Source organism: Nocardioides currus, from assembly GCF_003057875.1.
In the GTDB taxonomy this organism is placed as follows: domain Bacteria; phylum Actinomycetota; class Actinomycetes; order Propionibacteriales; family Nocardioidaceae; genus Nocardioides; species Nocardioides currus.
In genome coordinates this window covers 480473-495416 of sequence record NZ_PYXZ01000002.1, presented here as the reverse complement: position 1 = coordinate 495416, position 14944 = coordinate 480473, and the positions used below count along the sequence as shown (strand labels likewise).

At 71.4% G+C, this 14944-nt stretch carries 14 protein-coding genes; 10 read left to right on the top strand and 4 right to left on the bottom strand.

The features are described from left to right. Positions 1–20 precede the first annotated feature (20 nt). The 4 genes from C7S10_RS07455 (at position 21) to C7S10_RS07445 (ending at position 3685) form a co-directional block, all read left to right on the top strand. On the top strand, positions 21–797 hold the full coding sequence (locus C7S10_RS07455; protein WP_108343760.1) for a 3-hydroxybutyrate dehydrogenase: 777 nt from the start codon (positions 21–23) through the stop codon (positions 795–797). 44 nt (positions 798–841) lie between these two features. Continuing rightward, complete coding sequence (locus tag C7S10_RS07450) at positions 842–2215, top strand: MFS transporter (RefSeq protein WP_108343759.1); 1374 nt, start codon at positions 842–844, stop codon at positions 2213–2215. Between the two features lie 84 nt (positions 2216–2299). Continuing rightward, positions 2300–2668 (top strand): MerR family transcriptional regulator, encoded by a 369-nt coding sequence (locus tag C7S10_RS22505; protein WP_207769276.1) that lies wholly within the window; start codon positions 2300–2302, stop codon positions 2666–2668. A gap of 33 nt (positions 2669–2701) precedes the next feature. Beyond that, entirely contained in the window at positions 2702–3685 is a 984-nt protein-coding gene (locus tag C7S10_RS07445) for an aldo/keto reductase (protein ID WP_207769275.1), read from the top strand. Between the two features lie 40 nt (positions 3686–3725). Here the strand turns inward: C7S10_RS07445 and C7S10_RS07440 are convergent, their stop codons facing one another. Beyond that, on the bottom strand, positions 3726–5045 hold the full coding sequence (locus C7S10_RS07440) for a DUF2252 domain-containing protein (RefSeq protein ID WP_108343758.1): 1320 nt from the start codon (positions 5043–5045) through the stop codon (positions 3726–3728). Between the two features lie 41 nt (positions 5046–5086). Here C7S10_RS07440 and C7S10_RS07435 point away from each other — a divergent pair, with 41 nt between their 5' ends. Beyond that, a complete protein-coding gene (locus C7S10_RS07435) occupies positions 5087–6769 on the top strand; it encodes a phospho-sugar mutase (protein WP_207769274.1) in 1683 nt (560 codons plus the stop codon). 6 nt (positions 6770–6775) lie between these two features. Here the strand turns inward: C7S10_RS07435 and C7S10_RS07430 are convergent, their stop codons facing one another. Then, entirely contained in the window at positions 6776–7375 is a 600-nt protein-coding gene (locus C7S10_RS07430; RefSeq protein ID WP_108343757.1) for a hypothetical protein, read from the bottom strand. A gap of 50 nt (positions 7376–7425) precedes the next feature. Here C7S10_RS07430 and deoC point away from each other — a divergent pair, with 50 nt between their 5' ends. From deoC to C7S10_RS07415, 3 genes are read left to right on the top strand one after another with little or no spacing between them, the layout of a single operon-like run. After that, positions 7426–8391 carry a deoxyribose-phosphate aldolase gene (deoC, locus tag C7S10_RS07425; protein ID WP_108343756.1) on the top strand — a complete coding sequence of 322 codons (966 nt, stop codon included), beginning with the start codon at positions 7426–7428 and terminating at the stop codon, positions 8389–8391. 11 nt (positions 8392–8402) lie between these two features. Beyond that, the gene (locus C7S10_RS07420) at positions 8403–9866 is read left to right on the top strand and encodes an aldehyde dehydrogenase family protein (protein ID WP_108343755.1); all 1464 of its coding nucleotides are present in this window, start codon (positions 8403–8405) and stop codon (positions 9864–9866) included. Further along, positions 9866–10729 (top strand): aldehyde dehydrogenase family protein, encoded by an 864-nt coding sequence (locus C7S10_RS07415; RefSeq protein WP_108343754.1) that lies wholly within the window; start codon positions 9866–9868, stop codon positions 10727–10729. Before C7S10_RS07420 ends, C7S10_RS07415 begins: the two co-directional genes overlap by 1 nt. A gap of 89 nt (positions 10730–10818) precedes the next feature. Here C7S10_RS07415 and C7S10_RS07410 read toward each other — a convergent pair whose 3' ends face one another. Then, complete coding sequence (locus tag C7S10_RS07410; RefSeq protein ID WP_108343753.1) at positions 10819–12510, bottom strand: VWA domain-containing protein; 1692 nt, start codon at positions 12508–12510, stop codon at positions 10819–10821. Positions 12511–12701: 191 nt separating this feature from the next. Here C7S10_RS07410 and C7S10_RS07405 point away from each other — a divergent pair, with 191 nt between their 5' ends. Beyond that, complete coding sequence (locus C7S10_RS07405) at positions 12702–13304, top strand: ATP-binding protein (RefSeq protein WP_108344036.1); 603 nt, start codon at positions 12702–12704, stop codon at positions 13302–13304. Next, positions 13301–13873 carry a hypothetical protein gene (locus C7S10_RS07400; RefSeq protein WP_108343752.1) on the top strand — a complete coding sequence of 191 codons (573 nt, stop codon included), beginning with the start codon at positions 13301–13303 and terminating at the stop codon, positions 13871–13873. The genes C7S10_RS07405 and C7S10_RS07400 overlap by 4 nt, the downstream gene beginning before the upstream one ends. Here the strand turns inward: C7S10_RS07400 and C7S10_RS07395 are convergent. Beyond that, complete coding sequence (locus tag C7S10_RS07395; protein ID WP_108343751.1) at positions 13857–14939, bottom strand: adenosine deaminase; 1083 nt, start codon at positions 14937–14939, stop codon at positions 13857–13859. The two genes, C7S10_RS07400 and C7S10_RS07395, sit on opposite strands and share 17 nt — an antisense overlap. Between the last annotated feature and the right edge of the window lie 5 nt (positions 14940–14944).

The window sequence follows — 14944 nt, the reverse complement described above, 5'->3', positions numbered from 1 at the left end:
GCGGCCCTAGCGTGGAGCCCATGCCTGAGAGCCACGTCACAGATCCCGCCCAGCTCCACGGGCGCACCGCGGTGGTCACCGGCGCCGCCAGCGGCATCGGTGCCGCCGTGGCGACGCGCCTCGCCGAGGCGGGCGCGAGCCTCGTCGTCGTCGACCGCGACGCCGACGGGGCCGAGCGGGTCGCCGACCTCGTCCGCGGCAAGGCCCTCGTGCTGGACCTCAGCGACGGCGACGCTGTCACCGCGGCCATGGCCGGGATGGACGCCGACATCCTCGTCAACAACGCCGGCATCCAGCACGTCGCCCCGATCGAGGACTTCGACCCGCAGACCTTCCGCACCATCCACGCGATCATGCTCGAGGCGCCCTTCCGCCTCGCGAAGGCGCTGCTGCCCGGCATGTACGCCCGCGGCTGGGGCCGGATGGTGCACGTCTCCTCGGTCCACGGCCACCGCGCGTCCGCCTACAAGAGCGCCTACGTCAGCGCGAAGCACGGTCTCGAGGGACTCTCGAAGGTGATCGCGCTCGAGGGCGCCGAGCACGGCGTCACCAGCAACACCGTCTGCCCGGGCTACGTGCGCACCCCGCTGGTCGAGGGCCAGATCGCCGACCAGGCCCGCACCCACGACATCCCCGAGGACGACGTCGTCGAGAAGGTCCTGCTCGAGCGCTCCGCCCTCAAGCGGCTCGTCGAGCCCGGCGAGGTGGCCGACGTCGTGCACTTCCTGTGCACCGACTCGGCCCGCTCGGTCACCGGCACCTCCTACCTGATGGACGGCGGATGGACCGCCGCCTGACCCACCCGATCCCCCCGGAACGACCCCCGAGAAAGGCCTCACCCATGAGCACGTCCACCCAACCCGCAGGCAGCGCGGCGCACGCCGCCGAGCCGGAGAAGACCAACATCGTCAAGGTCGTCTTCGCCTCGCTCATCGGCACCGCCGTCGAGTGGTACGACTTCTTCCTCTACGGCTCGGCGGCCGCGCTCGTGTTCGGCACGCTGTTCTTCCCGGAGAGCGAGAAGGCGACCGGGACGCTGCTCGCCTTCGGCACCTACGCGCTCGGGTTCGTGGCCCGCCCGCTCGGCGGCGTGGTCTTCGGCCACTTCGGCGACCGGGTCGGACGCAAGAAGATGCTGGTCGCCTCGCTCCTCATGATGGGCGTCGCGACCTTCGCGATCGGGCTGCTTCCGACGTACGCCTCGATCGGCATCGGCGCCCCGCTGCTGCTGCTCGCCTGCCGGCTCGTGCAGGGCTTCGCCGTCGGCGGCGAGTGGGGCGGAGCGGTGCTGATGGCCGCCGAGCACGGCGAGGACAGCCAGCGCGGCTTCTGGTCGTCGTGGCCGCAGGCCGGCGTGGCGCTGGGCAACCTGTTCGCCACCGGCGTGCTGTGGGTGCTGGCCGCCGTGCAGACCGACGACGCCTTCAACGCCTGGGGCTGGCGCATCCCGTTCCTCCTCAGCGCCGTGCTCGTCATCATCGGCCTGTGGGTGCGCCTCTCGATCGAGGAGTCGCCGGTCTTCAAGGAGGCTCACGCCGAGATGGAGACCAAGGAGACCAAGCACCTGCCGATCCTCGAGGTCATCAGGCTCTACCCCCGCGAGGTCTTCGTCGCGATGGGCATGCGGATGGCGGAGAACATCTCCTACTACCTCTTCACGGTCATCTCGATCACCTTCCTGACGACCTACGTCGGCACCGCCGACGACAAGTCGATGATCCTCAAGGCGTTGCTGATCGGCGCGGTCGTCCACTTCGTCACGATCCCGCTCGTCGGCGCACTGTCCGACCGGATCGGTCGCCGCCCGCTCTACCTCGCCGGTGCCGTCGGCGTGGCCGCCTGGTCCTGGATCTTCTTCGACCTGATCACCAGCAAGGACGAGTCGAAGATCATCCTCGCCGTCGTCGTGGGCCTGGTCCTGCACGCGCTGATGTACTCCCCGCAGGCCGCCTTCTTCTCCGAGCTCTTCGGCACCTCGGTGCGCTACACCGGCGCCTCGGTCGGCTACCAGCTGGCCTCGATCTTCGCCGGCGCGCTGGCCCCGATCATCGCCGTCGCCCTGCTGGGCGCAGCGACGAAGGGCGACAGCAACGTGCACCTCGTCGCGATCTACATGACGATCGCGTCGGTGATCACCCTGGTCGCGGTCTGGTTCGCCAAGGAGACCGCGGGCTCGTCGCTGCGCCACGACCGGGTGCTGCCCGACGCCCACTGAGCACCATCCCCTCGCAGGCCGGCCCGTCGCCGTACGGGCCGGCCTGCTTGACGTCGAGCACGCTCGAGGGCGGAGACTGGCCCCATGAGCCTGACCATCGCCGAGGCCGCCGAGCAGACCGGCCTGACCGCCCACACCCTGCGCTACTACGAGCGGGACGGCCTGATGCGTACGGCGGTGCGCCGGTCGCCCTCGGGACACCGGGCCTACGACGAGTCCGACCTGACCTGGATCTCGCTCATCGCCAAGCTGCGCGCCACCGGCATGCCGATCCGCGACGTCAAGGCGTACGCCGCACTGGTCCGCGCGGGCGAGGGCAACGAGGCCGAGCGGCTGGCGCTGCTCCGCGCACACCGCGAACGGGTGCTGCGCCAGCTCGACGAGGTCCGCTCCCACCTCGGCGCCATCGACACCAAGATCGACCTCTACGAACGCGCCGTCCTGCCCGCTTGACTTCGAGCGCACTCCAAGGCGTTGACTCGGGGCATGACGATCCAACAGCGCAACCTCGGTGACCTGACCGTCTCGACCCTCGGCCTCGGCTGCATGGGGATGAGCGAGTACTACGGCTCGGCGGACGAGCAGCAGGGCATCGACACCATCCACCGGGCCCTCGACCTCGGGGTCACCTTCCTCGACACCGCCGACATGTACGGCCCCTTCACCAACGAGCAGCTCGTCGGCCGGGCGATCGCCGGGCGTCGCGACGAGGTGCAGCTCGCCACCAAGTTCGGCAACGAGCGGCTGCCCGACGGCACCCGCGTCGGCATCAACGGCTCGCCCGACTACGTCCGCTCCGCGTGCGACGCCTCGCTGCAGCGGCTCGGCGTCGACCACATCGACCTCTACTACCAGCACCGCGTCGACCAGACCGTGCCGATCGAGGAGACCGTCGGCGCCATGGGCGAGCTCGTCGCGGCCGGCAAGGTCCGCCACCTCGGGCTCTCCGAGGCCTCCCCCGCCAACATCCGCAAGGCGCACGCCACGCACCCGATCACGGCCCTGCAGACGGAGTACTCCCTCTTCACCCGCGACCTCGAGGACGAGATCCTGCCCCTGATCCGCGAGCTCGGGATCGGCCTGGTGCCCTACTCCCCGCTCGGTCGCGGCATCCTCACCGGCGCGATCGCGCAGGGCACCCTCGAGGAGGACGACTCGCGCAACAGCGCCTACTTCCCCCGTCTCAACGGCGAGGCGCTCGACGCCAACCTGGTGCTCGTCGACAAGGTCCGGCGATTCGCCGAGGACAAGGGCGCCACGCCCGGCCAGGTCGCCCTCGCGTGGGTGCTCGCGCAGGGCGACGACGTCGTCCCGATCCCGGGCACCAAGCGCGTGACCTACCTCGAGGAGAACGTCGGCGCCGCCGACGTCGAGCTCACCGCCGACGACCTGGCCGCGCTCGACGCGGCCGTCCCCCGCGACGCCGTCGTCGGGGCGCGGTACGGCGACATGTCGAGCATCGACTCCTGACCCGCACCGCCGGTCGAGCCGCCGGGTCGGGCAGCCGCGCTCAGGTGGCGGCGATCCCGACCCGGCCCTCGCGGAAGGCGTCGACGAACAGTGCGTGGTCCTCGCGCACCCGCACGGCGTAGGCGATCCCCCAGTCGCACAGCCAGCTCACGTAGTCCTTGCGACGACCCTGCAGGGACGCCGCGATGGCCTGCTCGACCTGGAAGTCGACGAGGTCCTGCTGGCTGTCCTCGTCGGAGGCGCAGTGGATCTTCGCGGTCGCCCGGCCGAGCAGCTCGACCACCGCGCGCATGTCGGCCGGCTCGTTGATCTCGTCCCAGTCGAGGTCGACCTCGTAGGGCGAGACCTCGGCGACGACGAACCCGATGTCACCGACGCGGGTGTGGCCGAGCAGGGGGTCGGTGTGCACCTGCAGCGCACGCTGGCTGACCACGGTGCGGTGCCCCTCGTGCTCGAAGTAGGCGTCGACCTCGGAGGTGTCGACGAAACGCGACACGGCCGGCACGTTGGCCTGCTTCATCGACAGCACCACGTCGTTGTCGAGGGCCTGGCTGTAGCCCTCGACGAGCACGTTGTAGGCCGGTAGGCCGGCGCTGCCGATGCCGAAGCCCGACTTGCCGACGACGTCGCGCAGCTCGTAGAACAGCGCGCGGTCGAACCGCTTGGACGACGGGATCGTCTCGAGGTAGTCGCGGAACGCAGCGACGACCGAGGCCCGCTCCTCGCGACCGAGCCGGCGCACCGAGTCGTCCTCGGAGAAGCGGCGCACACCCTTCGTCATCAGCGTCATGCCGTCGAGCAGCTCGGCACGGCGCATCGCCCGCGCCTCCTCGAGCGCGACGAGCACCGGACCGGTGGCGGTGTCGAGGGTGATCTCGAAGTCGTCGTCGGTGTCGGAGTCGACGTAGTGGTTGACCTGGGAGAGGTAGGAGCGCGCGTAGTGGGCGATCAGCTTGCGGACCGCCTCCTCCGGCAGCGCCTTCTGCCACGCGACCAGCGCCAGGCTGGCCGCGAAGCGCTGGAGGTCCCAGGTGAAGCGCCCGAGGTAGGCCTCGTCGAAGTCGTTGACGTCGAACACGAGGCGACCGTCGGAGTTGAGGTAGGTCCCGAAGTTCTCCACGTGCAGGTCGCCGTGGATCCAGATCCGCTCAGCACCGTGGCGCGACCAGTCGTCGGTCTCGGACGTCACGTCGTGGAAGAACAGGCACGCGGTGCCGCGGTAGAAGGCGTGCGGGTCCCTCGCCATCTTGCGGTACTTCGCCCGGAACGCGGCCGGGTCGGTGCGCATGAGCGGTGCGAACGCCTCCCGCACCACCTCGATGATCGTGTCCGTGCGGGTGGAGGTGCGTGCCTTCGCCATGGGTCGACCCTGCCACGTCGGGCAGGCGATAGCGTCAGCCCATGCCCGACAGCCTCGATCCCGCTCCTGCCGACGTGCTCGACGACCTGCTCGCCCGCGCCCGAGCCTGGGCCGCGGACGACCCCGACCCGCAGACCCGCGCCGAGCTGGAGCAGGCCGTCGCCGCGGTGGAGACCGGCGGCGACGAGGCCGCCCGGGCCGACCTCGGCGACCGGTTCGCGGGCACCCTCGAGTTCGGTACGGCGGGGCTGCGCGGCGCCCTCGGTGCCGGTCCCAACCGGATGAACCGCGTCGTGGTGACGCGGGCGGCGGCCGGCCTCGCGGCGTACCTCCTCGACACCGGCCACCGCGGCGGCAGCGTCGTCATCGGCTTCGACGCACGCCACAACAGCGACGTCTTCGCCCGCGACACCGCCGAGGTGATGACCGGGGCGGGCCTGAAGGCGCTGGTGATGCCGCGACCCCTGCCCACGCCGCTGCTCGCGTTCGCGATCCGGGAGCTCGGCTGCGCCGCCGGCGTGATGGTGACCGCCAGCCACAACCCGCCCCAGGACAACGGCTACAAGGTCTACCTCGGCGACGGCAGCCAGATCGTCCCGCCCGCCGACAGCGAGATCGCCGCTCGCATCGAGGCCGTCGGGGCGATGGCCGACGTGCCGCGGGGCGACGCCGGGACGACCGTGGACGAGGAGATCATCGACCGCTACCTCGACACGGTCGCCGAGCTGGCCGGCGACGGACCGCGCGACCTGACGATCGTCTACACGCCGCTGCACGGCGTGGGCGGCACGTCGGTCGTCCAGGTGCTGGAGACCGCCGGCTTCAGCGAACCGCACGTGGTGGCGCAGCAGGAGCAGCCCGACCCCGAGTTCCCCACCGTCGCGTTCCCCAACCCGGAGGAACCGGGCGCCATGGACCTCGCGATGGCGCTGGCCGCCGAGCGCGACGCGGACATCGTGGTCGCCAACGACCCCGACGCCGACCGGTGTGCCGTCGCGGTGCCGGGCGCCCACGGCTGGCGCATGCTGCGCGGCGACGAGGTCGGCGCCCTCCTCGGGCACCACCTGCTCTCCCTCGGTCGCCGGGGCACCTACGCCAACTCGATCGTGTCCTCCAGCCTGCTGGCCAAGATGGCGCAGGCCGCCGGCCAGCCGCACGAGGAGACCCTGACCGGCTTCAAGTGGATCAGCCGGGCGCCGGGCCTAGCCTTCGGCTACGAGGAGGCGCTCGGCTACTGCGTCGACCCCGAGCACGTCAAGGACAAGGACGGCGTCTCCGCCCTGCTCCTCGTGTGTGAGATGGCGGCCGCCGCCAAGGCCGAGGGACGCAGCCTCGACGACCTCCTCGACGAGATCGCCGCCGAGCACGGCCTGCACGCCACCGACCAGCTCTCGGTGCGGTTCGACGACCTCGCCGAGATCCCGGCCACGATACAGCGCCTGCGCGACGATCCCCCGGCCAGTCTCGGCGGCCTGGCCGTCGAGCGGATCGACGACCTGTCGCTGGGCAGCGACACGCTGCCGCCGACCGACGGGCTGCGTTTCGCGCTGGCCGACGGCGCCCGGGTCATCGTGCGACCGAGCGGCACCGAGCCCAAGGTGAAGTGCTACCTCGAGGTCGTCATCCCGGTCGACCCCGAGGACGGCGTCGGTGCGGCGCGGATCGCGGCGGCCGGCCGGCTCGACGCGATCAAGGGCGACCTCCGGGTCGCGGCCGGGCTCTGAGGCCGGTCACGCCACGACGGAGACCACCAGGCCGATGAGTGCCGCTGCGACGAGGCCGATGGGGAGCCAGGCGGGGGTACGGCGCACGCCCGCGGCCAGCGCCAGCTGCTCGTCGGAGAGCATCCCGACCCCGGTGACCGCTCGCGCGTGCTCCATCCGGCGGTAGATCTCCTGCTCGACGTACTCCGCGTAGTCGACCTCGGTGACGGGTCGGTCGCTGTCCTTGCGGGTGCGGTTCTTGTCCCCGACCATCGCCCGGCGCCAGTTCTTGCCGATGGCGGTGGAGACGTAGCGCTTCTCCCCGACCCGCACGGCCAGCACCTGCCGCACGGCGATGGACTCGATGGCCGCCAGGGGCAGCCGGACGTGCTCGAACATCGTGCGCAGCACGAGCTCGTCCCGGGTGACGCTCAGCCCGGGCCAGAGCATCGAGGCCCAGCCCAGCACCCCCACCAGCACGGCTCCGGCGACCACCGGGAGGGGCACGACACCCCGGTCCGACACCGCGACCAGCACCACCGCGAGGGCAGCAACCACGGCCAGCGAACCCATGACCCGACCGCCCGTCGGGCGGAACCTGACCACCTCGTCGTCCTGCTCCGGCATCGCTCTCCTCTGGTTGGCCGCGTGACCCTCGCCAACCCTATGCTGGGTCGGTGACGACAACTTCTGCCTCCACGTCGGGAGCGGGAGTCTTCGACGACATCACCGCGTCGGATTCATCCCTGCGCCGGTTCCTGCACGGTCTCCCCGGTGTCGACCAGGTCGGCGCGGAGGCACGGGCCGCGAGCCTGGGCACCCGGTCGATCAAGACCACCGCGAAGGCCTTCGCCATCGACCTCGCGATCCGGATGGTCGACCTGACCACCTTGGAGGGCCAGGACACCCACGGCAAGGTGCGCGCACTGGCGTCGAAGGCCATGCACCCCGACCCCGCCGACCCGACCTGCCCGATGACGGCCGCCGTCTGCGTCTATCCCGACATGGTCGCGACCGCCAAGCAGACCCTCGGCAGCTCGGGCGTCAAGGTCGCCGCCGTGGCGACCGCGTTCCCCAGCGGCCGGGCCGCCCTCGACATCAAGCTCGCCGACACCCGCGACGCCGTCGAGGCCGGTGCCGACGAGATCGACATGGTGATCGACCGCGGCGCCTTCCTGTCCGGTCGCTACCTCGAGGTCTACGAGGAGATCGTCGCGGTCAAGGAGGCCTGCGGGGACGCCCACCTCAAGATCATCTTCGAGACCGGCGAGCTCCAGACCTACGACAACGTCCGACGCGCGAGCTGGCTCGGGATGCTCGCCGGCGGTCACTTCATCAAGACCTCCACCGGCAAGGTGCAGCCCGCGGCCACCCCGCCGGTCACGATGATCATGCTCGAGGCGGTCCGCGACTTCCGCGAGCAGACCGGCCAGATGGTCGGCGTGAAGCCCGCCGGCGGCATCAAGACCACCAAGGACGCGATCAAGTACCTCGTGATGGTCAACGAGGTCGCCGGTCCCGACTGGCTCGACCCCGACTGGTTCCGCTTCGGCGCCTCCACGCTGCTCAACGACCTGCTCATGCAGCGCACCAAGATGGCGACTGGCCGCTACTCCGGCCCCGACTACTTCACCCTGGACTGAGGAACACACACATGGTCAAGGTTCCCGAGAGGGCCACCCCCTTCTTCGAGTACGCCCCCGCCCCCGAGTCGCGCTCGATCGTCGACATCAAGGCGTCGTACGGCCTGTTCATCGACGGCGAGTTCGTCGACGGCCACGGCAAGAGCTTCAAGACGATCAGCCCCTCGTCGGAGGAGGTCCTGGCCGAGGTCGCCGAGGCGGACGAGTCCGACGTCGACCTCGCGGTGAAGGCCGCGCGCCGCGCCTACTCCCGCACCTGGGGCCGGATGCCCGGCAGCGAGCGCGCGAAGTACCTCTACCGCATCGCCCGGATCATCCAGGAGCGCGGCCGCGAGCTCGCCGTGCTCGAGTCGATCGACAACGGCAAGCCCATCAAGGAGTCGCGCGACGTCGACGTCCCGGTCGTGGCCGCGCACTTCTTCTACTACGCTGGCTGGGCCGACAAGCTCTCCTACGCCGGGCTCGGGCCCGACCCGAAGGCGCTCGGCGTCGCCGGCCAGGTCATCCCCTGGAACTTCCCGCTGCTGATGCTGGCGTGGAAGATCGCGCCCGCGCTCGCCGCCGGCAACACCGTCGTCCTCAAGCCCGCGGAGACCACCCCGCTGACGGCCCTGCTGTTCGCCGAGATCTGCCAGCAGGCCGACCTGCCGCCCGGGGTCGTCAACATCGTCACCGGGGCCGGCGCGACCGGCCAGGCCATCGTGGCCCACCCGGACGTCGACAAGGTCGCCTTCACCGGCTCGACCGACGTCGGCAAGGCCATCGCCCGGGCCGTCGCCGGCACGAAGAAGAAGGTCACCCTCGAGCTCGGCGGCAAGGCCGCCAACATCGTCTTCGACGACGCGCCTGTCGATCAGGCCGTCGAGGGCATCGTCAACGGCATCTTCTTCAACCAGGGCCACGTCTGCTGCGCCGGCTCGCGCCTGCTCGTGCAGGAGTCGGTCGCCGACGAGGTGCTCGAGAAGCTCAAGCGACGGATGTCGACGCTGCGCGTGGGCGACCCGCTCGACAAGAACACCGACATCGGCGCGATCAACTCGGCCGAGCAGCTCGCCAAGATCCGCGAGCTCTCCGAGATCGGCGAGTCCGAGGGCGGCGAGCGCTGGTCCCCGCCGTGCGAGCTGCCCAGCAACGGGTTCTGGTTCCCGCCGACCCTGTTCACCGGCGTCACGCAGGCCCACCGGATCGCGCGGGAGGAGATCTTCGGTCCCGTGCTGTCGACGCTGACCTTCCGGACGCCGAAGGAGGCCGTCGAGAAGGCCAACAACACGCCGTACGGCCTCTCGGCCGGGGTGTGGACCGACAAGGGCTCGCGCATCCTGTGGATGGCCAACCAGCTGCGGGCCGGCGTGGTGTGGGCCAACACGTTCAACAAGTTCGACCCGACGTCGCCGTTCGGTGGCTACAAGGAGTCGGGCTTCGGCCGCGAGGGTGGCCTGCCCGGCCTCGCCGCCTACCTCGAGGGAGACCGCTGATGGCGCGCATCGATGTGAAGAAGACGTACAAGCTCTACATCGGCGGCCAGTTCCCCCGCTCGGAGTCGGGCCGCTCGTACGTCGTCAACGACGCCAAGGGCAACCTGATGGCCAACGCCGCGCAGGCGAGCCGCAAGGACGCCCGCGACGCCGTGACCGCGGCCCGCGCGGCGTTCGGCGGCTGGTCGTCGAGGACGGCCTACAACCGCAGCCAGGTCGTCTACCGCATCGCCGAGGTGCTCGAGGGCCGGCGCGACCAGTTCGTCGCCGAGCTCCGGACCAGCGAGGGCGTCACCTCGGCCCGGGCCAACGCGGCCGTCGACGCCGCGATCGACCGCCTCGTCTGGTACGCCGGATGGGCCGACAAGATCACCCAGGTCGTCAGCAGTGCCAACCCGGTCGCCGGGCCCTACTTCAACATCTCCACCCCGGAGCCCACCGGCGTGGTGGCCGTGGTGGCCCCGACCGGTCCGCTGCTCGGCCTGGTCAGCGTCGTCGCGCCGATCATCACCACCGGCAACACCTGCGTGGTGATCGCCAGCGAGGCCCACCCGCTGACCTCGATCACCCTCGGCGAGGTGATGGCGACCTCTGACCTGCCGGGTGGCGTCGTCAACGTCCTCACCGGCTCGGTGGCCGAGATCGCGCCGTGGCTGGCCTCGCACATGGACGTCAACGGCATCGACCTCACCGGTGTCACCGACCCCGAGCTGGCGACCTCGCTCGAGGTCGCGGCGGCCGACAACCTCAAGCGCGTCCGCCGGGCGCCCGACGGGGAGGTCGACTGGCTCCAGACACCCGGCACCGACCGCCTGACCGACTGGCTGGAGACCAAGACCGTCTGGCACCCGATCGGCATCTGAGCAGGCGCTCGACCGGACCCGCTCCACTGCGCAACGCACGAGGGGCCGCACCCGAACCGGGTGCGGCCCCTCGTCGTGTCGCTGGACGGTCAGTCGCGCGTCAGCAGGCCCTGCGCGAGCACGGTCAGGATGTCCTGCGGGTCGGCCGCCTCGTAGGCCTGGCTGTCGGTGGCCGCGGCGATCTGGTCGAGGGCGGACATGTCAGCCTGGGTGCTGATGCCGACCGGGATGATCCGCACGGGGCGGTCGGGGTCGTGCAGCTTGCCGAGCTCCTCGAGCAGCTCGTCGAGGCTGATCGAGCCCGGGTCCTCGTTGCCACCGTCGGTCATGATCACCAGGCTGTTGTAGTAGGCCGGGTTGAACTCCCGCGTCGCCGCCTTGTAGGCGTCCAGCACCGTGTCGTAGGTGCCGGCACCGCCACCGATCAGGGTCGGCATCACGTTCGCCTGCTCGCGCAGGAGGTCGGTCTGGGTCTTGCCGTTGCCGGTCGGCGCGTCGAGGCGACGCAGGGGCGCCAGCTCGCGCCAGTCCTGGCTGCCACCACCGAGGCCGATGGAGTAGCCCCACAGGCCGATGCGGGCGTGGTCGGGGAACGCGTCGAGCGCGGTCAGGGCAGCGCCCACGGCGAGGCCCATCCGGGTGGAGGATCCCGCGGCGGTGCCCATGGAGGACGAGGCGTCGATGACGGCCAGGACGCTGGAGGGCACGGTCAGCACGGCCCAGCTCTTCATGGTGGCGTCGACCTGGCCCTTGTCGGGGTCCGGGAGGATCGGGTCGGCCTCGACGGTCTGCTCGTCGGGCAGCGGGGCCGAGTCGGCGCCGCGCAGGTTCTCGGCGGCGAGGGCGGCGATGCCGTCCTCGGAGGCGAACCACGCGGCGAGCTTGTCGCCGGTGCGACCGGCGACGTCGAGCGCACCCGAGCCGACCGCGATGCCACCCGAGCCGGCGCCGGGCTGCACGAGCGGGAAGTCGAGGACCGCGGCACCGGTCTTCGGCAGCGACCAGGTCAGGGTCTCGTTGCCGCGGCGGGCGGTGAGGTAGTCCTGCTCGGTGACGGGGATGATCCGCTTGCTGCCGGCTGGGATGGTGTCGATGGTGACCGGGTTGGTGCGACCGGACGCGGCCTTGGCGCCGTAGCGCTGGGCGATCGGCACGATCGCGTTCTGCGCGGCGGCGGCCTCGCCCTCGAGGGCCTCCGACAGCGGGGCGACGAGCGCTTGACCGAAGGCGCCGCTGGCCAGAGGGTCGGTCTTGACGAGCTGCGGCGACGCCAGCGCGTCGAGCCAGGTGGCACGCGGCTTGGCCGTCGAGCCGCTGGCCAGGCCGACCGGGCTGGTGGCCAGGGCCGGGGCGAGCACGCGGCCCGTCATGTCGGCCTTGGTCAGCACGCTCTGCCAGGCCGGGGAGTCGGGGACCCACAGGTCGGGAAGGACGTCGTCCTCGCCCTCGCCCACCTCGGCCTGGGCAGCGGCGACCTCGGCCACGTTGGCCGTGGTGACGTCGAGCTCGATGCACTGGCCGTTGTCCTTGAGCGCGTCCACCGCCTCGTCGACGACGTCGGCCATGGCCGGGGCCACGGACATCGTGACGGTCGTGGTGGACGCCGAGGTGCAGGCCGCAGCAGCGGTGTCGTCGCCGCCGACGAGGGAGATGGCGACGGCGCCGCCCGCAGCGACGAGCGCGAGCACGACGCCGATGACGGCGATGCGGCGGACGTCGGGGCCGGTCTCGGCAGGAGTCTCTTCGGGCTCGACGGGAGCGGTGGCGTGGGAGCCGAACATGCACGTGCCTCTCAGGCGGTCAGGTGAGGATCCGGGGGGATTCGGTTGCCGACGATAGGTGCTGACGCGCGCTGCGGTTGGCGGAATGGCGAAACTCGATGCGCATCTGTTGTCAAGCGCACGCCCGCAGGCCGAGACCCGCGATGCCCCGCCGCTCGGCGGTCGGCCGAGGCCACGGCACAATGTGCGACGTGTCAGCCCGCGTCGTCGTCCTCGCCGGACCCAGTGGAGCCGGCAAGTCCCGACTGGCCGAACGCCTCGGGCTGCCGGTGCTGCGGCTCGACGACTTCTACAAGGACGGCGACGACCCGTCCCTGCCGACCATCACCGCCGGCGCCAATTCCGGCCTGGTCGACTGGGACCACCCCGACTCTTGGTTGTACGGCGACGCGCTGGCCACGCTCCTGACGCTGTGTCGCGACGGGGTGAGCGAGGTGCCCGTCTACGAGATCGCCCAGAACGGCCGGTGCGGGTCGGCCACCCTCGACCTCGGCGACGCCCCGCTCTTCGTCGCCGAGGGCATCTTCGCCCCCGAGGTGGTGCCGGCGTGCCGCGAGGCCGGTGTGCTCGCGGGGGCCTACTGCATCACCCAGCGCCCCCTGGTCACCTTCTGGCGACGACTGACCCGAGACCTGCGCGAGCACCGCAAGCCCCCGCTGGTGCTGCTGCGGCGCGGACTGGCGCTGATGCGCGACCAGCGCCGCGTGGTCGCGCACGCGACCGAGCTCGGCTGCGAGGTCGCGACTGCCGACGAGGCGCACACGTGCATCATGTCCTGGGCAGGCACCCCGTGATCGCCTCCGAGACCGGCCGCCTCGTGCTGGGCCGGCAGTTCCAGCAGCCCGACCGGCGCAGCTGCGGAGCCGCCGTGGCCGTGATGGCCGAGGCGCTGGTCAACGACTCCTACGCGCGACGGCTCCTCGCGGGCGGGGACACCGAGTTCGAGCGCGAGACGATGGCCATGCACCGCCGGATCACCGGCCCGGTCGACGCGGCCGGCGCGATCCAGGCGCCGTGGCTGCGCGCGGTCGGGACCCCACCGTGGGCCCTGTCCCGCCAGCTCGACCGCCGCTCGCACCGTGTCCGCTCGCGGCGGGTGCTGGTGGCCCGGCTGCGCCCGGGCCGGGCGTGGGCGGCGATGACGTCGGCGCTGGCCGACGGCGCGCTGGTCCCGGCCTACGTCGGCAGCCGGTGGCTGCCGCGGCACGTCGTGCTGGCGATCGAGCTGATGGACGACGCCGTGCGGTTCTACGAGCCCGGGACGGGCCGGGTCGTGCGGGTGACCCGCGAGGAGTGGCTGGAGGGCCGGCTCCTGCTCGGCGGCTGGCGCGACCCGTGGCTCGTCGTCAGCCCGCGGCGCTGATCAGCTCCGCGTAGCCCGGCTTGATCACATCGTCGATGATCGCCAGGCGCTCGTCGAAGGGCAGGAAGGCCGACTTCATCGCGTTGATGGTGAACCACCGCAGGTCCTCGAGGCCGTAGCCGAACGCCTCGACCAGGCCGGTCATCTCCTCGGTCATCGAGGTCTGGCTCATCAGCCGGTTGTCGGTGTTGACGGTCACCCGGAAGCGCAGGCGCGTGAGGAGCCCGATGGGGTGCTCGGCGATCGAGGCGGCGGCGCCGGTCTGCACGTTGGACCGGGGGCACATCTCGAGCGGGATCCGGCTGTCCCGGACGTACGCCGCCAGCCGGCCCAGCTCGACCGAGCCGTCGTCGGCGACGGTGATGTCGTCGACGATCCGCACGCCGTGTCCGAGCCGGTCGGCGCCACACCACTGGATCGCCTGCCAGATCGACGGCAGTCCGAAGGCCTCCCCCGCGTGGATCGTGAAGTGCGAGTTCTCGCGCTGGAGGTACTCGAACGCGTCGAGGTGGCGGGTGGGCGGGAAGCCGTCCTCGGCGCCGGCGATGTCGAAGCCCGCGACGCCGCGATCGCGCCAGGCGATGGCCAGCTCCGCGATCTCCATGGAGCGGGCCTGGTGACGCATCGCGGTCAGCAGCTGGCGGACGACGACGCGACCACCGGACGCCGCGACGCCCTGGTCGAAGCCCTCCTGCACGGCGGCGACCACCTCGTCGAGCGAGAGCCCCTCCTCGACGTGCTGCTCGGGCGCGTAGCGGACCTCGGCGTAGACGACGCCGTCGGCCACCATGTCCTCGACGCACTCGCGCGCCACGCGGGTCAGCGCCGGCGCGGTCTGCATCACGGCCACGGTGTGGTCGAAGGTCTCGAGGTAGCGCACCAGCGACCCGGAGTCGGCCGACTCGACGAACCAGCGTCCCAGCGACTCCGCGTCCGCCGCCGGGAGCTCGTGGCCGATCTCGGCGGCGAGCTCGACGATCGTCTGCGGCCGCAGGCCGCCGTCGAGGTGGTCGTGGAGGAGGACCTTGGGTGCGCGACGGACATCGTCACGGGTCAACGTGTTCATGTGCC

Coding starts and splice junctions, on each gene's coding strand:
- C7S10_RS07455 (WP_108343760.1), top strand. CDS start 21: ATGCCTGAGAGCCACGTCACAGATCCCGCCCAGCTCCACGGGCGCACC.
- C7S10_RS07450 (WP_108343759.1), top strand. CDS start 842: ATGAGCACGTCCACCCAACCCGCAGGCAGCGCGGCGCACGCCGCCGAG.
- C7S10_RS22505 (WP_207769276.1), top strand. CDS start 2,300: ATGAGCCTGACCATCGCCGAGGCCGCCGAGCAGACCGGCCTGACCGCC.
- C7S10_RS07445 (WP_207769275.1), top strand. CDS start 2,702: ATGACGATCCAACAGCGCAACCTCGGTGACCTGACCGTCTCGACCCTC.
- C7S10_RS07440 (WP_108343758.1), bottom strand. CDS start 5,045: ATGGCGAAGGCACGCACCTCCACCCGCACGGACACGATCATCGAGGTG.
- C7S10_RS07435 (WP_207769274.1), top strand. CDS start 5,087: ATGCCCGACAGCCTCGATCCCGCTCCTGCCGACGTGCTCGACGACCTG.
- C7S10_RS07430 (WP_108343757.1), bottom strand. CDS start 7,375: ATGCCGGAGCAGGACGACGAGGTGGTCAGGTTCCGCCCGACGGGCGGT.
- C7S10_RS07420 (WP_108343755.1), top strand. CDS start 8,403: ATGGTCAAGGTTCCCGAGAGGGCCACCCCCTTCTTCGAGTACGCCCCC.
- C7S10_RS07415 (WP_108343754.1), top strand. CDS start 9,866: ATGGCGCGCATCGATGTGAAGAAGACGTACAAGCTCTACATCGGCGGC.
- C7S10_RS07410 (WP_108343753.1), bottom strand. CDS start 12,510: ATGTTCGGCTCCCACGCCACCGCTCCCGTCGAGCCCGAAGAGACTCCT.
- C7S10_RS07395 (WP_108343751.1), bottom strand. CDS start 14,939: ATGAACACGTTGACCCGTGACGATGTCCGTCGCGCACCCAAGGTCCTC.